This is a genomic window from Brevibacterium sp. SMBL_HHYL_HB1 (genome assembly GCF_018208375.1).
Lineage (GTDB): Bacteria > Actinomycetota > Actinomycetes > Actinomycetales > Brevibacteriaceae > Brevibacterium > Brevibacterium intestinavium.
This window is the reverse complement of record NZ_CP062936.1, coordinates 3,935,722-3,956,208: the sequence shown is the minus strand read 5'-3', so window position 1 is coordinate 3,956,208 and position 20,487 is coordinate 3,935,722. Positions and strand designations below refer to the sequence as shown.

General features: G+C 65.3%; 14 protein-coding genes. 7 read left to right on the top strand and 7 right to left on the bottom strand.

Translation table 11 applies throughout. From position 1 onward, the window contains the following. Nucleotides 1-46: 46 nt before the first annotated feature. Nucleotides 47-1,585, top strand: a complete 1,539-nt coding sequence (locus IG171_RS17985) for an alanine/glycine:cation symporter family protein (protein WP_212128679.1) — start codon at nt 47-49, stop codon at nt 1,583-1,585. A gap of 509 nt (nt 1,586-2,094) precedes the next feature. On the opposite strand, the gene fbaA is transcribed toward IG171_RS17985, so the two are convergent. Beyond that, the gene (gene fbaA / locus IG171_RS17980; protein ID WP_212128678.1) at nt 2,095-3,120 is read right to left on the bottom strand and encodes a class II fructose-bisphosphate aldolase; all 1,026 of its coding nucleotides are present in this window, start codon (nt 3,118-3,120) and stop codon (nt 2,095-2,097) included. A 268-nt stretch (nt 3,121-3,388) separates the two neighbouring features. Continuing rightward, nucleotides 3,389-5,311, bottom strand: coding sequence for a BCCT family transporter (locus tag IG171_RS17975; protein WP_212128677.1), 1,923 nt, complete (start codon nt 5,309-5,311; stop codon nt 3,389-3,391). A gap of 139 nt (nt 5,312-5,450) precedes the next feature. Here IG171_RS17975 and IG171_RS17970 point away from each other — a divergent pair, with 139 nt between their 5' ends. Further along, nucleotides 5,451-6,761, top strand: coding sequence for an MFS transporter (locus IG171_RS17970; RefSeq protein WP_212128676.1), 1,311 nt, complete (start codon nt 5,451-5,453; stop codon nt 6,759-6,761). 205 nt (nt 6,762-6,966) lie between these two features. Here the strand turns inward: IG171_RS17970 and IG171_RS17965 are convergent, their stop codons facing one another. Further along, nucleotides 6,967-7,584: a LysE family translocator gene (locus tag IG171_RS17965; RefSeq protein ID WP_212128675.1), complete on the bottom strand. Its 618-nt coding sequence runs from the start codon at nt 7,582-7,584 to the stop codon at nt 6,967-6,969. Nucleotides 7,585-7,659: 75 nt separating this feature from the next. Next, entirely contained in the window at nt 7,660-8,448 is a 789-nt protein-coding gene (locus IG171_RS17960) for an AraC family transcriptional regulator (protein WP_212128674.1), read from the bottom strand. Between the two features lie 196 nt (nt 8,449-8,644). Here IG171_RS17960 and IG171_RS17955 point away from each other — a divergent pair, with 196 nt between their 5' ends. Then, nucleotides 8,645-9,820 carry a peptidoglycan bridge formation glycyltransferase FemA/FemB family protein gene (locus IG171_RS17955; protein WP_212128673.1) on the top strand — a complete coding sequence of 392 codons (1,176 nt, stop codon included), beginning with the start codon at nt 8,645-8,647 and terminating at the stop codon, nt 9,818-9,820. Between the two features lie 219 nt (nt 9,821-10,039). Here the strand turns inward: IG171_RS17955 and IG171_RS17950 are convergent, their stop codons facing one another. Continuing rightward, on the bottom strand, nt 10,040-11,107 hold the full coding sequence (locus IG171_RS17950; protein ID WP_212131775.1) for an IS30 family transposase: 1,068 nt from the start codon (nt 11,105-11,107) through the stop codon (nt 10,040-10,042). A 251-nt stretch (nt 11,108-11,358) separates the two neighbouring features. Between IG171_RS17950 and IG171_RS17945 the strand changes: the two genes are divergently transcribed. The 4 genes from IG171_RS17945 to IG171_RS17930 all read left to right on the top strand — a co-directional run bounded on the left by IG171_RS17945 (nt 11,359) and on the right by IG171_RS17930 (nt 16,575). Further along, complete coding sequence (locus tag IG171_RS17945; protein ID WP_135542801.1) at nt 11,359-12,783, top strand: IS1380 family transposase; 1,425 nt, start codon at nt 11,359-11,361, stop codon at nt 12,781-12,783. Nucleotides 12,784-13,250: 467 nt separating this feature from the next. Continuing rightward, the gene (locus IG171_RS17940) at nt 13,251-13,907 is read left to right on the top strand and encodes a TetR family transcriptional regulator (RefSeq protein ID WP_212128672.1); all 657 of its coding nucleotides are present in this window, start codon (nt 13,251-13,253) and stop codon (nt 13,905-13,907) included. Then, a complete protein-coding gene (locus IG171_RS17935; RefSeq protein WP_212128671.1) occupies nt 13,904-14,842 on the top strand; it encodes an ABC transporter ATP-binding protein in 939 nt (312 codons plus the stop codon). The genes IG171_RS17940 and IG171_RS17935 overlap by 4 nt, the downstream gene beginning before the upstream one ends. Then, nucleotides 14,839-16,575: an ABC transporter permease gene (locus tag IG171_RS17930; RefSeq protein WP_212128670.1), complete on the top strand. Its 1,737-nt coding sequence runs from the start codon at nt 14,839-14,841 to the stop codon at nt 16,573-16,575. Before IG171_RS17935 ends, IG171_RS17930 begins: the two co-directional genes overlap by 4 nt. A gap of 97 nt (nt 16,576-16,672) precedes the next feature. On the opposite strand, the gene IG171_RS17925 is transcribed toward IG171_RS17930, so the two are convergent. Both IG171_RS17925 and IG171_RS17920 read right to left on the bottom strand, forming a co-directional pair. Beyond that, nucleotides 16,673-18,982, bottom strand: coding sequence for a helix-turn-helix transcriptional regulator (locus IG171_RS17925; RefSeq protein WP_212128669.1), 2,310 nt, complete (start codon nt 18,980-18,982; stop codon nt 16,673-16,675). A gap of 258 nt (nt 18,983-19,240) precedes the next feature. After that, complete coding sequence (locus tag IG171_RS17920) at nt 19,241-20,284, bottom strand: ATP-grasp domain-containing protein (RefSeq protein ID WP_212128668.1); 1,044 nt, start codon at nt 20,282-20,284, stop codon at nt 19,241-19,243. Between the last annotated feature and the right edge of the window lie 203 nt (nt 20,285-20,487).

The window sequence follows — 20,487 nt, the reverse complement described above, 5'->3', positions numbered from 1 at the left end:
CGCACCGAGGCGGCGATCCCGGCTCGGCGACTACGAATGGAGAACCGTGTCCGCTTTCATCGACTGGCTCAACGGGGTTGTGTGGTCATCTGCCCTCGTCTACCTGTGCCTCGGCGCCGGTGTCTACTTCACGATCCGCTCACGCGCGGTGCAGATCCGACAGATCCCTGCCATCTTCACCCAGATGTTCCGCGGCAAGAGCTCCAATGAGGGAGTCTCGTCCTTCCAGGCGCTGGCGATCTCGCTGGCCGGCCGCGTCGGAGTCGGCAACATCGCCGGCGTCGCCACCGCCATCGGCTTCGGCGGACCCGGTGCCGTGGTGTGGATGTGGATCTCGGCCCTGCTGGGCGCCTCGACGTCCTATGTCGAGTCCACCCTCGGCCAGGTCTTCAAGGAGCAGGATCCCCGCACCGGTGAGTACCGCGGCGGGCCCGCCTTCTACATCGAGAAGGCCTACCGGCACACGAAGGCCAAGGGGCTGTTCAAGGTCTACGGCATGGTGTTCGCGGCCGTGACCGTCCTGGCCATGTCCTTCATGCTGCCGGGCATCCAGTCCAATGCGATCTCCGGCGCGATCGAGAACGCCTGGAACGTGCCCACCTGGGCCACCGCGATCGCGCTTGTCATCATCATGGGCTTCATCGTCATCGGAGGGATCAAGCGCATCGCTCACTTCGCCTCGATGGCCGTGCCGTTCATGGCCGTCATCTACATCATCGCCGCCATCGCCGTGACCTTCATCAACGCCGACCAGATCGTTCCGGTCTTCGAGCTCATGTTCAGGTCGGCCTTCGGCATGGACGCCGGCCAGGAGGCGGCCTTCGGCGGCATCATCGGCATGGCCGTGCAGTGGGGCGTCCAGCGCGGCATCTACTCGAACGAGGCCGGGCAGGGCACGGGACCGCACGCGGCCTCGGCCGCCGAGGTCTCCCACCCGTCCAAGCAGGGACTCGTCCAGGCCGGTTCGGTCTACATCGACACGCTCTTCGTGTGCTCGGCGACGGCATTCATGATCCTCTCGACCGGCATGTACCGGGTCTTCGACGCCGACGGCGAGACCATCATCGGCACCGGGCGCGGACAGATGGTCGAAGCGATCGCCGCGACCCCGGGCGAGAAGTGGCCGCAGGCGGGGCTGGACTCGATGATCCACGGCTTCGGTGCCGGGTTCATCGCGATCTCGATCTTCCTCTTCGCGCTGACGACGATGGTCGCCTACTACTACATGGCGGAGACGAACCTCGTGCACCTGCTCGGGCGGGCCAGGAACACCGTGGTGCTCGCGATCGGCAAGCGCGTGCTGCAGCTGCTCATCCTCGTCGCCGTCGCCGTCGGTGCGATCTCGGCCTCGGGCAGCACGTGGGCGCTCGGTGACATCGGCGTGGGCCTCATGGCCTGGCTGAACATCATCGGCATCCTCATCCTGCAGCAGCCGGCATTCAAGCTCCTGCGCGACTTCGAGCGCCAGATGAAGCTCGGCCTGGACCCGGTGTTCGAACCCGAGAAGATCGGCGTCCGCAACGCCGACTTCTGGGATCAGCGGGTCGCCCGCCTCAAGGCCGGCGATGCGGTCCCGGAGGGCTGAACGGAGTGTCGGCCGCCCGGCCTGAGGCCCGGCATCGGTCGGCCTGAGGGCTGACGGTCAGCCGCCTCCGCGCAGCGGAACGAGGTAAGAGTGAATGACGAGGTCCGGGACAATGGCGTCCCGGGCCTCGAGCCATTCACGGCGCTGTCCCGGCCGTCGTCACTCGCGGACCCTCTCGCGACCCCTTGCGCCTGGACCTCGCGGCATCTCTGCACCCGGAGTCTCACGGCACCCCTGCACCCCGAGTCCCCTGCACACACGTCCCGAGGCGCCACTACCCAGCACACACGCCTCCCGAGGCGCCACCGCCCTGCACACGACTCGTCTGCGCGGTTCTCTGTGCTCGAACGCCTGAGAAGTCCCAGGACTTCACACCTTCGTACGCGATGAACTGATTCACCACGGCCTCGGAGCGAACCGGATCTGCACAGGCAGCGGCCGCCGCCCGGAGCCGGACGACGGCCGCTGCTGCGAGTGCTCGGACTCAGACCACAGTCTGTGTGCCGGCCTCAGTTCTTCATGCTGGTCCCTGCCGAACCGAGGTTCTGGCAGGCCTCGACGACGCGTTCGGCCATGCCCTGCTCCGCGGCCTTGCCGAAGGAGCGCGGATCGTAGAGCTTCTTGTTGCCGACTTCGCCGTCGATCTTGAGCACGCCGTCGTAGTTGCGGAACATGTGCTCGACGATCGGACGGGTGAACGCGTACTGGGTGTCGGTGTCGATGTTCATCTTCACCACTCCGTGGCCGACAGCCTCGGCGATCTCCTCCGGGCTCGATCCCGAGCCGCCGTGGAAGACGAGGTCGAACGGCTTGTCCTTGCCGACCTGAGCGCCGACCTCGGTCTGGATCTCACCGAGCAGTTCGGGCCGGAGCCGGACATTGCCGGGCTTGTAGACGCCGTGGACGTTTCCGAAGGTCAGCGCGGTGAGGTAGCGGCCCTTCTCGCCGGTGCCCAGCGCACGCGCGGTGGCCAGACCGTCGGCGACGGTGGTGTAGAGCTTGTCGTTGATCGCGTTCTCCACGCCGTCCTCTTCACCGCCGACGACGCCGACCTCGATCTCGAGGATGGAGTGCGCGGCCGCCGAGAGCTCGAGCAGCTCCTCGGCGAGGACGAGATTCTCGTCCAGCGGGACCGCTGAACCGTCCCACATGTGCGACTGGAAGTAGGGCTCGCCGCCGTTCTTCACCCGTTCGGTCGAGGCCGCCAGCAGCGGCTTGACCCACTCCTCGACCGCCTGCTTCGGGGCGTGGTCGGTGTGCAGGGCGATGTTGACGTCGTAGCTCTTGGCCACCTCGGCGGCGAAGAGGGAGAAGGCGATGGCCCCACGCACGCGGTCCTTGACCGTGGGGCCGGAGATGTATTCGGCACCACCGGTGGAGATCTGCACGATGCCGTCGGATCCGGCCTCGGCGAAACCGCGGATGGCGGCGTTGATCGTCTGCGAGGAGGTGCAGTTGATCGCCGGGTAGGCGAAGCCCTGGGTCTTCGCCCGGTTGATCATCTCGGCATACACTTCGGGGCTGGCGATGGGCATATGAACTCCTTGGTCGTGGGGTCAGCCATATCTGCTGTCACCAGCCTACTCGTTCCACCCCGATGGTGGCAGGCGATTCCGCCGATGCACTCGCCCGCGCCGAGGCGACCGTCCACTGGCCGAGTTCGCCACCGTCCCGGAGAGAGGCACACCCCTGGGGGATCTGCTGCCGAAAGAGGCACAGCCCTGGGAGGGGCACGAAAGACACCAGGGGCGCCGTCGTTCGGATCATCCGAACAGCGGCGCCCCTGATGGCGGCGAAACCGGATCAGTCGTCAGTGTCCGTGGGACCGTCGGGCCGCGAGGAGCCTTCGGTCGTCGACTGCGTCTGGGCAGCCGAGCCCTTGCGGCGGGCAGCCTTCGCCCTCTGCTTGCCCAGGATCCCCTGGCTGGCTGTGAGCCGGTAGTCGATGCGCTCGTCGACCTTCTCGCCGAGGTACTCGTCGAAGTCATCGGCCAGATGCTCACCGACCTGACGGAACCGGGCGGCCCGATCGATCGCGGCAGTGCGCTTGGCCTCCTTGCCGAAGGCCTTGAGCGTGGAGACGCAGATGAGGATGAGAACCACGCTGAACGGCAGCGCTGTCATCAGCGACCCCGCCTGCAGGGCGTCGAGCCCACCGGCGACGAGGAGCGCGATCGCGATGGCACCCTCGAGCAGGGCCCACAGCACACGCGACCACATCGGCGGATTCGGATGTCCGCCGGAAGCGAGCATATCGACGACGAGCGAACCGGAGTCCGACGACGTGATGAAGAAGATCGCCACGAGGATGATCGCGAAGACCGAGAGGATCGAGCCCAGCGGCAGCGCGCCGAGGACGTCGAAGAGGACCCGTTCGGCCACAACCCCCTCGTCCGGATCGACCAGGTCGCCGGAGCCGAAGAGCTGCGTGTGGATGCCCGTGCCGCCGAGGACGGAGAACCAGAAGAATCCGACGATCGAGGGCACCAGCAGGACACCGGCGATGAACTCGCGCACCGTACGCCCGCGGGAGATGCGGGCGATGAAGACTCCCACGAAGGGTGCCCAGGAGATCCACCAGCCCCAGTAGAACAGTGTCCAGGTCGAGTTCCACTCATTGCCCTCGTCTCCTGTGTAGGCACCGATGTCGAAGGTCATATCGAGCACGTTGGCCAGCCAGACGCCGAGGGATTCGACGAAGTTCTGGAACAGGAAGAGCGTCGGCCCGAGCACGAGCACGGTGACGAGAAGGACACCGGCCATCGTGAGGTTGATGTTCGACAGCCACTTGATGCCCGCACCCACGCCCGAGACCACCGAGGCGGTGGCGAGGAAGGTGATGATGACGATGAGGATGATGAGGAACGTGTTGTCGTAGTCGCCGACGACTCCGATGTGCTTGAGTCCGGCCGAGATCTGCTGGACGCCGAGGCCCAGCGAGGTGGCGATGCCGAAGACCGTACCGAAGATCGCGATGACGTCGATGAGGTCACCGGCCCATCCCTTGACCCTGTTGCCCAGCAGCGGCTCGAGAGCCCACCGGATCGACAGCGGGCGTCCGCGGCGGTGGATGGCGTAGGCCAGGGCCATACCAAGGACGGCATAGAGGGCCCAGGGGTGCAGTCCCCAGTGGACGAAGGTCTGGGCCATGCCCATCTGCGCATTCTCGACCTCACCGCCGGCCCAGCCGGGTTTCGGACCGGTGGTCGCATAGGTCAGCGGTTCCGCGACTCCGTAGAAGACCAGTCCGATGCCCATGCCTGCGGCGAAGAGCATCGCGAACCACGACAGGACTCCGAACTCGGGTTTGTCATCGTCCTTGCCGAGTCTGATCTTGCCGAACTTCGAGAAGCCGACGACGATCGCGAAGGCGACGAAGAGACCGACGACGAGCATGTAGTACCAGCCGAGGTTGTCGACGATCCAGTTCTGGATGTTCAAGATGACATTGCCCGTGCCCTCGGGAATCGCGACCGAGAGGACGACGATGCCGACGATGACGATGAGAGCGGGCCAGAAGACGCGCGGGGCGATCAGACCCTTGCCGAGGTTCACGCCCTGGCGACGCAACTTCTCGGTGATCGCTTCATCGGTATCGCTCTCACCGATGTGCAGCTTCTCCGGCAGATGGAGTTCAACGGGGTCGGGTTCACCGAACAGAAACTGCTCGTCCGGCCCCAGCTCGAGGTCGCTCCTAGAGCTCTCGTCGGTGTGGGGTTCGCTCATTGCGTCTCCTCATCGGGTACATATCCAGCTATCCACTCTGCCGTATTCTTCAGGCGCCTTCAAACCGCTCTTCAGCTTCACCGCCGTCCGACGGCGGCAACCGCGCCTGTGCGAGCATCGCATTCAGTACAGTGGCGTCATGGCCTCGACGACGAAAGACTCCGGTTCCGGCAGCCGGTTCCGCATCCTCAGCTGGGCCCTGTGGGATTGGGGTTCGGCCGCTTTCAACGCCGTCATCATCACCTTCGTGTTCGCCCCGTATCTGACGAAGTCCGTGGCCGCCACCGAGGAAGCCGGGTCCTCGGCCCTGGGCTGGTCGATGGCCGCCGCCGGCTTCGTCATCGCCGTCGTCGCTCCCGCCGCCGGCACTCGAGCCGACTCCGGGGGTCGGCATCGGCTGTGGCTGGGCGTGCACACTTCCGTCGTCGTGCTCACCATGCTCGGGCTCTTCTTCGTCCGCGACTCCCCGGATCACCTCTGGCTGGGGCTGCTGCTTCTGGCCACGGGCAGCGTGTTCTTCGAATTCGCCGAGGTGTCCTACAACGGCATCATGGTCCGCATCACCGACTCCGGCAACGTCGGCAGGGTCTCGGGATTCGGCTGGGGCATGGGATACGTGGGCGGACTGGTCCTCCTCGTCCTCCTGCTCGTGCTCGTCATCCAGCCCGAGGTCGGCATCTTCGGCGCCAGCGACGAGGAAGGGCTGCGGTTCCGCATCGTCGCCGTCCTGGCCGCAGTGTGGTTCGCGATCTTCGCCCTCCCCGTCCTGTTCTCCGCTCCCGGGGCGAAGGTCAGGGGAACCTCGGGCGGGCATCCGGTCCGCGTCTTCCTCGCCGACTATGCGGGTCTCGTGCGCCGCTTGGTGCGGATGTGGTCGACCGAGCATCAGACCCTGCGCTTCTTCATCGCCTCGGCGGTCTTCCGCGACGGGTTGGCTGCGATCTTCTCCTTCGCCGGTGTGCTCGCCGCCGGCAGCTACGGCTTCTCCCCCTCAGAGATCATCGTCCTCGGTGTGGCCGCCAATGTCTCGGCCGGGGCCGGCGCGATGATCGCCGGCTGGTTCGACGACCGGCTCGGCCCCAAACCCGTCATCATCGCAGGCCTCGTGATCATCATCATCGGCGGGCTGCCGATCCTCTTCAGCGCCGAGGCGGCCGTGTTCTGGGTCTGCGCCCTGATCCTGAGCTTCTGCGTCGGTCCGGTGCAGGCCTCGAGCCGGTCGTTCCTCGCCCGGATCACCCCGCCCGAGTCCGCCGGTGAGAACTTCGGCCTCTACGCCACCACCGGTCGCGCGGTGAGCTTCCTGGGACCGGCGATGTTCGCGGGCGCGATCATGGTCTTCGGCTTCCAGCGGGCCGGAACCCTGGGGATCCTCCTCGTCCTCGCCATCGGTCTGGCCCTCATCATCCCGGTCCGCCCGGACGCCCCGCGCCGCTCAATGCAGGGGTAGCTGCCGTCGCCCGTGTCCGAGACCACGGTGGAGCGCCGGGGCCACTGCGCGTGCATGGTGGTCTGGACGCTCCGGCGTAGTCTGGGCGTCCCGCCGAGGTCTGGGCGCTCCGGCGTGGCCTGGGTGCACAGCCGTGGCCTCGGCGCTCCGCAGTTGTCTGGGCACTCCGCTCCGCCGCGGTCTCAGCGCACAGTCGCAGAGCGCATCACCCCAGGTGGTGCGCTGCCAGCGAGATGACCATGCCGCAGCCGAAGAGGACCAGGAACGCCCCTGCGATCCCTGTCAGCCACGGCAGGACGCAATCCAGGCGAGCGAGCGCGGAACGGGAGCCGAGCACGACAGCGACGAAGACGTCCCAGACCAAGACGATGAAGAACATCCATGTCCCGTAGAGCGCGAGTGTCACGGATGAGGCCGTTCCGATCGCGGACGCAAGACTGAGGTAGAACAGTGCGTTCTTCGGGTTGAGCAGGCCGGAGGCGAGGCCGAGACCGAAGTTCCTCATCCAGGTCGTGGCCTGCGCCCTCGGGATCCGGTCGACATCGATTCGTGTTCGTGACCTGAGGAACGTGAGGCCGATGACGATCAGGAATCCGCCGCGGACGAGCTGGATGGCGTTCTGCAGCGGTGCGTATGAGATCAGGGAGACACCCGAGAACGCTGCGGCGATGAACACTCCGTTCGCGGCGGCGATGCCCAGACAGACACCGGAGGCATTGCGCCATCCGCTCGACATCGATGTGCGCGCGATGAGGAAGAAGTCAACACCGGGAATCAGCAGTGCCAAGAAGTGGGCCGCGGCGACCGCGAGAAACTGTTCCATATCTCCCCTTGATGTATGACAGTCGACCTGTCAAGCATCCGGGGCGTCGGATCCGTCGTCTTGTACGTTCTTGCTTCACTCCCTGTAGGAGCCGGGTGAGGCAGCGACATGTGCGCGGAAGACGCGATGGAAGTGGCTCTGGTCGGAAAAGCCCAGCATGTGCGCAGTCTCGGCGATCGGCCGGCCCTGTCGCAGCATGTGCCGCGCTCTGACGATGCGGGCGTTCTGTCGCCATGCCAGCGGAGAGAGCCCTGTGGCACGGCGCATCGCACGGATGAGCTGATACTTCGTCATACCGATCGATTCGGCCAACTCGGTCAGGGCCGGGTTCGACAAGTCCGTGCGCAGTCTCTGCAGGACCGGGGCGAGGCGAACGAGAAGGTCCGAATCCGCCTCGGCCGCCGCGGCATGTTCAGGGGCGGCGCCTTCGAGTTCGGTGAACAGGAGCGCGAACTGCGAGGTGATCGTCTCAAGGGCCCCATCGGTGAAGATCGCGTCGTTGAGCGCACTGACCCGGGAGTGCAGATCGGGGTGGCGCAGCACTCTGATTCCGTCGAGAAGGGGACTCGAGATTCTGCCCTGCATGAGGCAGGTCGCCCAATCCTGATCCACGTGGATCATCTGATAGCGCCACTGGCCGTGATCCGGGTTGCAGGCATGAACCTGACCAGCGGGGATGACGATGACATCGCCCGGCTCCAGACGCGTCTTCCCGTCAAGGGGGCCTGTCAGCACCGAGGAACCTGTGTCGACGGCACCGATCGAGAATGAATCGTGTGCATGAGGTCTGTAGCAGGTGTTCTCCCGACACGACCGCCGGGCCTCCAGCCCGGGGAGGCCTGCGCGTCGACAGAACTCGGCCACGCGGCCTCCTCTCCGCACCCACCGCACAGTGCGTTCGATGCTCGTCTCGTTTCAGACCTCAGCCTACTCCGCGCACATCGAGCCGGCAGGATCGTCGTTCGCGGCCGGCAGGAGATCACCGCAAACTGCCTGCGGTAAGCCGCAGCCCGGCCTGATATGGATTGTCCCGCCGCGGACCCCTCAATACGGTCCCACTATGACTGTCATCCGTGAGATAACGACCGACCAGTTCCTCAGCAGCCTGCAGAAGTTCGACTACGTCAGCTTCCAGCAGACTCCGTTCTGGGCGGAAGCGCGGAGAGCGGACTGGCCCGAATTCGCATCGGTGGGCTGGTACGCTGACGACCCTGATCCGATCTCAGTCGCGATCATCCGCTACCGGCGGATCCCCGGTACGACAAAGCGCTTCGCCTTCATCCCCTACGGCCCGCTGATCGACTGGGACAACGCGGACATCGGCGAGCAGCTCGCGGCATTGCGCACCTATCTCGAATCGAAGAATGTCATCGGCGTCCGCATGCTCCCCTATATCAGTCTGCACCGCTGGGACAATGCGACGGTGCGAGCCGGACTCCGCGAGCCCACAGCAAGACACTTCCGTGACCTCGCCCCAGATCGCACCAATCCCACGGCGCTCCGCCTGAAGGCGATCATGCGTGACTCCGGGTGGATCGAGAAGTCCGTTCCCCAGGAGACCCGCATCGACTACGGCCTGTTCAATTTCCGGATGAACCTCGAGGATCGCACCGAAGACGAGGTTCTGGCCGGAATGCACAAGACCTGGCGATACAACGCGAAGAAGGCCTCACGTGAGGGCATAGAGATCGATTTGGCAACCATCTCCGAGGTCGGCGATTTTCAACGTCTGTTCACTTCGACCGGAGACAGAAACGGATTCCCAACCCTGTCCACCGACTTCTTCAGAACCATGTGGACCCACCTCGGTCAAGGACTGCCCGGTCGGTTCACCACGCACTTCGCCCGCTTCGAGGGCGAGCTGCTCGGAGCCACGACCACAGTACGCGTGTCCTCGACTGCCGAATGCATCCATACAGCCACCGACACGTCCAAACCGCGAGTGAAGCCGTCGAATGCGCTCTACTTGGCAACTATCCGTCAGCTTCTCTCCGAGGGAGCCAAGACCTACGATCTGGGAGGGGTCAAGGACTGCCTCGACCTCGAGACCAGCGCAAGCGGTTTGGTCCGGTTCAAAACCGAGATGGGTGCCGACGCTCACGAATACATGGGGGCATGGGAGCTTCCGATCGCTCCCCGCGCCTACGCTGCCGCGACCCGAGCAATGCCCGTCTACGCGGCCGCGAAGTCACGCCTTGAGGCTCTCAAGCGCTCGGCGGCCGGCCTGCGATCATGAATCCCTGCCGCAGGCCGGGCACGGATCCCTGCCGCCGCGGGCAGACGCCCCGACTGACACCGACTCGCACAGGCACTGCTGCCGTTTCCCTCCGCCGGGTGCCTGCCCGCCGTCCGCCCGCAGGGCACCTGGTGCGCCGGGTACCTGCCCGCCGGGTGCCTGCGCAGGTGTCTCCGCACGATTTCGCGGGAACCTATTGTTGGTTTTTCGCGGGCGGTTTCAAGCGGTCGTTGCAACACCCGGTGATTGATCGTGTTCAGACAACAGCTTATCCAGGGCCTCGGCCGGCGTCGCCCAGCTTAGGGTCTTACGGGGCCTGCTGTTGAGTTCAGCCGCGACCATGTCCAGATAACCTGGCCCCCACTGACTGAGGTCCGACCCCTTCGGGAAGTACTGGCGCAGCAGACCGTTCGTGTTCTCATTCGTGCCCCGCTGCCACGGACTGTGAGGATCACAGAAGTAGATATCAAGACCAGTGACCTTGCTGATCTCTTCGTGGTCGCACATCTCGTGTCCCTGATCCCATGTCAGTGACCGCTTCAACGCTTCGGGCAACTCGGCGATCTTGGCGATCATGGCGTCAGCGACGTCCTCGGCCCCGTGTTTGCCTGGCAGATGCAACAACATCGTGAACCTCGTGGTGCGCTCGACCAGCGTCCCAATCGCTGATCCTGACGCTGTCGAGCCGAGGATGAGATCACCCTCCCAGTTGCCAGGAACAGCCCTGTCTTCTACGGACTTGGGGCGCTGGGAAATATTGACCATGTTCGGGATCCGCCCTCGCCGTTCGTCGGTCCTACGATGCGGCTTGCGCAACCTGCGACCGGTCCGCAGATGCGTGACCAACTCACGTTTGAGTCCGCCGCGTCCCTGGACGTACAGGGCCTGATAGATCGTTTCGTGCGACACCCACATCTCCGGAGTATTCGGGTAGTCCTCGCGCAGTCGGTGAGCGATCTGCTCGGGACTGTGCTTGAGCTTCAATCGTGCCTGGACCTCTCGGCGCAGGGCAAGGTTCGTCGCGAGCTTCCCGGGTCGGTGACGAGTGCGTTTCCGGTCGGCATCAGACTGGCAGACACTGGCCAAATACGAGGGCCGGCTGGGTCGTACGTCCTGAGGGTTACGAGGCGCGCGACGCAGCTCACGACTGATCGTCGCGGGGTCTCTGTTGAGACGCCTGGCGATATCCCGCACGCCGAGGCCCTGGACTCGGGACATCGCGATGTCCTCGCGTTCATCGAACGTGAGGTAGCGACGAGAGCGTCCGTAGCTGTGTGGTGGTTTCACACCTCCACGATGGCGGAACCAATTACGACACGTCGATATCGACGCGCCCAGGGCCCTGGCGGCTTCTTCGATATCGCGGCCGGCTCGGATCTGGTCCCAGAATTCGACCGCGAACTTCGTGGGTTTAGCCTTGATCCACCGATGCGGGTAGCTGTTCAAAGCCGCGTGTGAAATGGAAATGCCCCTCCTGAACTGGGAAAATGATGATGTCTAACGTCAACATTCCCGTTCAAGAAAGGGGCACCTCTCAGGTGCTATTCAATCACACACCCACGGCAGCGTCCTACTCCTTCAACGACACGAACCTCGTCAGTCCTACCGGCCTGGTCCCGATCATGCGTCTGGCCCACCAGGCAGGCCTGCTCGACCTCGCCGAGCAGCGTTTGACCGTGACGACGACCGGAGCCGATAAGGGCGCGAACCCGGGCGCGAAACTGTCCACCCTGATCGCGGGCATGGCCGCCGGCGCCGATTCGATCGATGATATGAACATCCTGCGCCACGGCGGCATGAACAGACTCTTCGACCGTGTCTACGCCCCATCGACTTTGGGATCGTTTCTGCGCTCGTTCTCCTTCGGCCACGTCAGACAGCTCGATGCCATCAGCGCCCGTCTTCTGACCGGCTTCGACCAGCACATACGCCTGCTGGCCACCAGTCCGACAACACCGCAGTCGTCAATGGTCTTCGTTGACGTCGACGACACCGTCATCGACGTCCATTCCGCAAGGAAACAAGGAGCCGGATTCGGGTATCAAGGCAGTCGGGGACTCAACGCGCTCTTGGCGACTGCATCGACAAGCACCTCCAGTCAGGTCATCGTCGGTCAGCGTCTCCGGAAGGGCTCTACCTCATCAGCTCGGGGTGCCGACAAGTTCGTCTCTGACGCCCTGGCCACCACTCGACGCATCAATTCCGGTCAGGCCCCGGTGCTGGTGCGTGCTGATTCCGCCTACTACTCGTCGACAATGACCAAAGCCGCCCGCGGTGCTGGGGCCGAGGTGTCGGTGACGGTGCGTATGGACAAGAAGGTCAAAACAGCGATCTCCACCATCGACGATGATGCGTGGACCGGCATCCAGTACCCGGAAGCGATCTTCGACGAAGAGACCAAAACGTGGATCAGCAAGGCTGAAGTCGCTGAAGTCGCCTTTACCGCGTTCACGTCGAAGAAGAAGGCTCTGCAGGTGCCAGGCCGGTTGATCGTGCGACGAGTCCCCGAGCTCAACGAGAAGAAGCGGTCTGCCGGGCAGGACCCGTTATTCGACTTGTACCGATACCACGCCTTCTTCACCACCCTCGATCAGGAGCGCTTCGACACTGTTCTGGCGGACCAGATCCACCGGAAGCACGCAATCATCGAGCAGATCAATGCGGAATTGAAAAACGGTGCACTGGCGCATATGCCCTCAGGGGCCTTCGATGCCAACGCAGCGTGGGTGACGATCGCGGCGATGACTCATAACCTACTGCGGGCAGCTGCTGGGCTCATGGGTGGCCGAATGAGCAAGGCGCGTGCACAAACACTGAGGACGCGTATCATCCTCGTCCCGGCCCGGATTGCCCACCGAGCGAGGAGATTGATCCTGAATCTGCCCAGAGACTGGCCATGGGCCGAGGAATTCGCTCGTTTGTGGCAGGCCGCGTTGAGCCCTCCCCAACGTGCGTTGACATGACCGATCAGCCCGAGCGGGCGTGAAGACCGGGGCCCGGGGAGGAGGCCTACGGGAACTGAAAAGTGGAATCAGACTGGTGAGAGACCGGGACGATGTTCCCTGCCCATTTGTCGACATTTTGCGGGAACCGGATTCACACCACGGCTCCCATACCGATCGGTGGATCAAGGTTTAGTCGGTGGCTGATTGCGACCTCTCATTGCTACTTCCCCCATTTCGAGGGGTGTTGCAACGAACCCTTGAACCCAAGGCGAAAAACCAACAGTCATCTCCCGCGAAATCGTAGCGGGTAAGCAGAAACCAACATTCATCTCCCGCCGAATCGTGTCGGGCCAGTCGAACCGTGCTGAGCCCGCTGAGCTGCCCTACTCCCACTGAATTGGACTGCACGCGCTGAATTGTCCTGCCCCTGTGCAGAGACCGTGGGGCCTTGACATCAGCGATTGAACACGCGTTTAATATTAAACATGCGTTCAAAGAAGTCTGAGGCATCGTCCACCCGTTCGCCGCACTCCTCGCCGGAGACCGCACAGAAGATCCTCTCTGCGGCCGTCGCCGAGTTCGCCGAGCACGGATTCACGAAGACGACGGTTCGCAGCATCGCCACCACCGCCGGAGTCTCGCCCGGCAGCGTCATCCACCACTTCGGATCGAAGGAAGATCTGCGCAGCGCCTGCGACGACCATGTGTTCGAACGGATCACGGAGTCGAAGGCACAGAACGCCGGATACAAGTCGATGGCGGTGCAGATGATGTTCGACGACCCGGAGATGAGCACCGCCGTGGACTATCTCGTCAAGTCCCTGCTCGATCCCAGCGAACACGGTCAGCGCTACTTCGACCACTATGTCGACGTCGTCGAAAGCTACATCGCCGCGGGCTTCGCCGGATACACCTTCCGGCAGAGTGAGGACGCCCGCGGGCAGGCCGCGACCCTCGCGGTCATGGCCTTGGCCCCCTCGATGCTCGACAAACGGCTGCAAGCCAACCTCGGCACCACCGACACCACCGGGACGATGACCAGGCTCGCGCCGCATCTGCTCGATCTCTATCAGCACGGTGTGCTCGAAACCGTCCCGCCGGAGGACACCGACGACCCGCCCCCAGGAGAAGAGGAACCATGAGCACGCTGTCCCGCACCCGCACAGACAAGCGACGCACAACCGCCTCGGCGGCGATCTCGATGCGCGAGGTCGTGAAGTCCTATGGCCGAGTCCGCGCTCTCGACGGGCTCGATCTCGAGGTCGCCCGCGGCGAGGTCCACGGCTTCCTCGGCCCCAACGGCGCCGGCAAGTCGACGACGATCCGGATCCTGCTGGGCATCCTGGCCCATGATGCGGGAACGGTCCGCCTCCTCGGCGAGGACCCATGGTCGCGTGCGGTGAGTCTGCACCGCCGCCTGGCCTATGTCCCCGGCGACGTGGAACTGTGGCCGGGGCTGACCGGCGGCGAGGCGATCGACCTGTTCGCTCGGCTGCGCGGCGGGGTCGACGAGCGCAGACGCGATGAACTCATCGAGGCCTTCGACCTCGACCCCCGCAAGAAGGGACGGACCTATTCGAAGGGCAACCGCCAGAAGGTCGCGCTCATCTCCGCTCTGGCCTCGGATGTCGAACTGCTGCTCCTCGACGAACCGACCGCCGGGCTCGACCCGATCATGGAAGCGGTGTTCCAGGACTGCATCAGGGAGGCGAAGCAGGCGGGCCGAACGGTGCTGCTGTCGAGCCACATCCTCGCCCAGGTCGAGGCGCTGGCCGATCGCGTGTCGATCATCCGGTCCGGCCGCATCGTCGAAACCGGGGCTCTGGGAGAGCTGCGGCATCTGGCGCGCACGACCATCACGGTCGGTCTCGAACGCGATGTCCCCACGCTGACGCGGATGTCAGGCGTCCACGATCTCGTGCGCGAGGGCTCCCGGCTTCACTTCAGTGCCGACACCGCGCATCTTCCCGAGATCATGCGGGCACTCGGCGAGCACGACATCGAGTCGCTCACGGCGACCCCGCCGACGCTCGAACAGCTGCTGCTGCGCCATTACGGCAAGGAGGACGGGTCATGAATCTGCTGGCCGCGCACACAGACGACGGGGATCGGCCCGTCGACGGCGGCACCCCGAAAGCGCCGAGGTCCAAGCGCCGTCGAGGTGCACACGAACGGCAACGCCACGGCCGCCTCGGCGAGGGGGACCTGACGGGGCTGGGCCACCTGCTGATCTTCATGCTCCGGCGGGACCGGCTGTGGCTGCCGATCTGGGTGCTCTCGCTGGCGGCGCTGACGGCGTACTTCGCGAATGCGATCGCCGTCGTCATGGACGGCGATTCCCTGCATGCGATGACGGTGCTGGCGAAGAACCCCGTCATGGCGCTCATCACCGGCCCCGGCTACGGCCTCGACGAGGCGACCGTCCCGCGGTTCGTCGTCGGCATGTACGGCGTGTTCCTCATGCTCGGCGCAGCCCTGATGTCGATCCTCACGATCTCGAGGCACACCCGCACCGAGGAGCAGACCGGACGGGCCGAACTCGTGCGGGCGAACGTCACCGGTCGGCACACCCAGCTCATCGCCGCTCTCGTGCTCACCGTGTTCATGAACCTCCTGCTCAGCGCATGCATGGCTGCGGTCTTCCACTTCTCGGAGGCCGCCCCCGAACCGCTGTCGTCGACCTTTCTGTTCACTATCGGCATCGGGACTCTCGGGTGCGTCTTCGCCGCCGTGGCCGCCGTCACCGCACAGCTGAGCCCCTTCGCCAGGGCCGCCTCGGGCATGGCCGGGGCCGTGCTGGCCGTGAGCTTCGTCGTCCGTGGGATCGGAGACATGTCGTCGGTGTCAGGCGGCGGGCTCGAGCGACTGTCGTGGTTCTCGCCCCTGGGCTGGGCGCAGCAGACCGCCCCGTTCACTCTCGACCGCTGGTGGCCGCTGCTGTACTCGGCAGGGCTGTTCGCGGTCCTCGTGGCGCTTTCGCTGATCCTCCAATCACGACGCGATCTCGGGGCCGGAATCGTCGCCGAACGTCTCGGGCGTGCGCATGCGGGACCGAGACTGTCGACGCCGCTGGCCCTCGCGTTCCGTCTGCAGCGCACGAACCTCATGTGGTGGTCGCTCGGGGTCCTCCTCATGGGGGTCGTGTTCGGCTCATTCACCGGAGCCATGGACGAGAGCGCAGCCGATATGCCCGAGGAGATCCTGCAGGTCATGGGCGGCCGGTCCGGCCTCGTCGACGGCTACCTCGGATACATGGCTCTGTACTTCGCGATGATCGTCAGCGCCTATGCGATCATCGCCGCCGGCGGACTGCGGGCCGAGGAGTCGGGCAACCGCTCCGAGCCGGTGCTCGCGACCGCCGTCTCGCGCGGGGGCTGGCTGACCGCGTGGGCGACGGTGACTCTTGTCGGCTCGGCCTGGCTGATGCTTCTGGCCGGTCTCGGCGACGGAATCGGCGGCGCGGCGTCGATGGACGACTGGAGCCTGCTCTGGCCCACCGTGGTCGGACACCTCGCGCAGACGGCCTCGATCTGGGCCCTGCTGGGGCTGTCCTTTCTGCTCTACGGCCTCGCCCCGCGGCTGATGGGTCTGAGCTGGATCGTGTTCGCAGGATCCGCGGTGCTCGCCCTGTTCGGGCAGATGCTCCAGCTCGACGAGGCGGTTATCGATGCCTCGATCTTCACGCATATCGGGCAGTACCCGGCCGAGGACCTGTCCGCCCCGGCGACGCTGGTGTTCCTCGCGGCCGCCGCGGTGCTCGTGGGACTGGCAGCGATCGGGTTCCGCAGGCGCGACCTGGTCACGGCATGAGGGGCAGTGCGTGGGCCGCAGGCGATGAACGGCTGCCGTCCGTGCACTGACACGCGTGCTTCTTTCCCCTCGAATCCTCTCCGACCTGCGAGCGCTCCTAGGATCCCGAGAGATAGCCGAAGGACCGGGCGCGGCTGAGCGCATCGGCCCGATTCGACACTCCGAATCTGCGGTAGAGGGCCGACAGCCGATTCTTCACCGTACCGGTGACCTGTTGGAGCTCGACCGCGATCTCGGCCACGGACAGTCCGCGCGCCAAGCAGTCGATGAGCTGCGCCTCCCCCGCGCTCAGCTGCGGCATCGCGGCCACGTCCACTGAGACGGGACCGATGCTCCGCAGTCCGGCGATGAGGGCGGCAGGCGAGTCGAAGGAGCGGGAGAACTCGGCCGTCGCCTCGGCCCAGACGGGAGAGTCGGCGATGAGGTCGATGAGGCGGTGGCGGTCGGCCTGCGGCAGGAGCGCGAGCGGCAGCAGGGAGCTCACCCAGGCCGAGAGGCTCACGGCTATGGAGAAATCGGTCCTTGCCGCGTCCTCGTCCCCGCCGCGCAGCTGCGCCGCCGCCCTGATCGCAACCAGTTCTGCCCGCCCGTGCGGGCTGAGCGAACGGTGGTAGAACCAGGTGTCCGCACACGAGATCGCCTCGGCGCTGCGGCCGGCGATGAGCTTCGACCTGACGTCGAGGACGATGCGGGCATCGCATGACGATGAGAGCCGTTCCCGCTCGATCTCCGCCCAGCGCAGCTGCCCGAGCGCGATGAAGACCATGCTCCGTCCCCGCGCCAGCAGATCCCGCTCCGCTTCCGACAGGACACCCGAGGCGCGGAACCGTTCCGCATCGTCATTGACGAACAGCAGTCCCGACTCCCCCTCGGCCGACAGGATCGCAATGGTCCGTGCAATGAAGGGCAGGTAGACCCACAGAGTCCGCTTCTCCGGATAGGCGGCCAGCGCCTCGAGCGCGAGTTCGGCACGGTCGAGGTCGAGCCGGTCGAGAGCCCGCAGCGCCGAGGCGATGCACCTGGCCGGACGGACCAGCTCGTCGACGATGGTGTTCGGTTCCGCCGCCGAGGCTGAAGCCGAGGATTCGGCGATCGCCGACAGGTGCGCATCGGCACGTTCGTGGTCGCCGCTGACCGCGGAGATCAGTGCGGTCCAGGCCATGATCGCCGGCAGAAGGAAATCGCCGGCGACATGCCCTGACCTGGCGGGCCCTTCGATCTCGTTGAGGATCGACAGAGCTCGCCGATGCTCAGCTGCGTGGTGGAGAGCGATCGCGGTGAGGAGCCTGATGACCGAGCGGGCTCGCACACTCCGGACCATCGGGGCCGCCGTCATCCCCACCGAGGCCGCCTCGACATGACGACCGGCGTCGGCGAGTCCGATCATCGAGCGGATCGCAATGAGGCTTTCGCCTCGCTGTTCCCAGCGTCCGACCACGTCGGCGATGCTGTCGACGGAGTCGATCCCGGCACCGGCGCCGGGCAGTCGCGAGCGCAGCAGCCCCGGACCGGTCTGTGCCACCGCGGCGGCCCGAATCCCGTCGGCGCCGCAGCCGTCGGCGCTGGAGGCGATGTCCTCGGCCAGGGTTCCGAAGAATTCGAGTCCCGGCCCGGTTGCCCGTGCCCTGGGCGGCAGCAGGCGGAACGCCGTGCAGGACGAGCGGGGAGCGAGCAGAAACATCGGGATCCCCACCGCCTCGGCGATCCGCAGCAGCTGCGACCAGTGCCCTCCGCTCCTGGCCAGAAGCAGGACATCGCCGAGGAGTTCGGCCTCGAGAGTCCCCGTCGACTCCATGTGCTCGATGAGCACGTCGAGCAGCGAAGCGACGACGGGACCGGCGGCGGAGTCGAGGTCGCGGCGGAGCTTGGCGGCCAGAAGCGTCGGAACCTTCAGCAGCGTGCCGCGGACCTCGTCCTCGACGACGGTGACCACCCCGCTGGAGCACAGCCTGTCGATCACTCCCTCGGGGTCGCTGATGCCGAGTCCGCCGAGGAGGTCGTCGGCGACTGCGGTCAGAGCCTGCAGCGCGGTCGTCTCGGTCACGGCGCTGAGCTGGGCGAGGACCGCTGCCGCCGCCTCGTCGCCGGGGCCGAGCGACAGCGACACTCGTGGGCACAGTCCGACGACCCAATCGGAGAAGGACGCCGAATCCGGATCGACGGTGACCCCGGCATCGGCCGCGGCCCTGAGCACCGACTCCGCGAAGCGAGCACGGCCGGCGCAGGCCGTCCAGAGTCGGCCGCACAGATCGGCATCGACGGGATCCATATCGAAGAACCCGAGCTCGGCCGCGAAGTCTTCAAGACTGCGGCGGGGGTCCCCCACCCCGCCGTCGGCGTTCGAGCCCATGGTCACCAGTCCTCCACCTCGGCGGATCAAGCCCGCGTCGCGTTCATCGACGAACACGTCGATTCCTCCTGACGATCTTCGCTGTCCGGTCCTGTCCGCGCGCAGCTGACAGTGTTGTCCTCGCCTCCACTGTGCCCGGCTTCGGTGAGCATTCGTGCTCGTCCGAACCTGATCTGCGGTTGTCCGCCAGCGGAGTGCGGATGCACGAAAGCCCTCACCCGCGGCTCGCCTCGGCGAGCGGGGATGACGGTGGGGAACGCCGGACGGAAGACGCGGGCGCGCCGGGTGATCGGAGTGCCCCGACGGGCACGGACCTCAGCGGGGATTCGGCCCGGTCACACGGATGCTTTCATATTTGGCGGACACGACATCGGAGTCGTATCGGCTCCAACCCTGATCGATATCGAGGTCGAGGGCCTGCGCCAGGTAGTAGAGGGGCACGTTCGCACCGGCGAGATGCACGAAGGGGTATCCCCCGCCGAAGCGCGGGTTGATGTCGATCACCGAGACGTGGCCAGCTGCGTCGAGGAACATGTCGACGTCGATCAGGCCCGTGAGATCGGCGGCACGAGCGATCAGCTCCGAGGCGCGCATGAACGGGCCGCGGTCCACCGTGACGGCTTTGTCGGTCTCTCCGGATCTCATCCGAATCTTGCGTCGGGCCAGCAGAGCTGTGAGCGAACCGCGGTCTCTGAGGCTGGCGACGATGTCCACCCCGTGTTCGACTCCTGGAAGCTTCGGCTGCACCACCACATCGTCGGCAGTGGGTGCCCGACCTGTGGCGGGGGCAGACAGCAGGGATTTGGTCACGGCTTGGTTGATGTGGCTTCCCGTCACGAGTTCGAGTCCCGACGAGCCGCTTCCGAATCTGTGCTTGACGACGAACTCATCGGCTCGGGAGGTCAGTTCGGCGAGCCCGGCCTCGTCACCGCCGGCGACCGTGGACGGCGTCGGCACTCCGACGGAATCAAGCAGCCGAGCCATCTGCAGCTTGTCGGCGCACCCTGTCTGCCATGCGGGCGAGACACCGGGGACGAGGACCCCTCGCCGGCGAAGCGATTCCGCGAGCCCGGTATTGACGTGAATGTGCATGAGCTCGTAGTCGTTGAGCGAGATGAATATCTTCGCATCCAGTTCATCGGCCAACCGGAGGAGTTCGGGCCCGTAATCGGAGTCCGTGTATCTCGGCAGATGCCTGGCCACATCACCATAGGACGCCGATGAGCTTGTCGCATCGTTCTCCGCCACGACCACGCGACCGTCGATTCCGAGTGCCTCGAACGCTTCACGGAACCAATCGATCAGGTACAGCCGCCTGCCGGCGGAACTGATCACGACCGTCGCTTCCTTCGAAGTCAAGCAGTCCTCCTGAAGTCGTTCGTCACCGGTTCGGATGTCGCGGATATCGATCGGAACAAGGCGCAGAAAGCGGATTCACACAAATCCGCTCGATTCGATCCCACCTGTTGTCCATTTTATATTAGAGTATAGACAGACGAAATGGAGTCGAGGCTTCAGCCTTCGTTCAGAACCTCGAATCGAAATATCGATCGAACTGGACG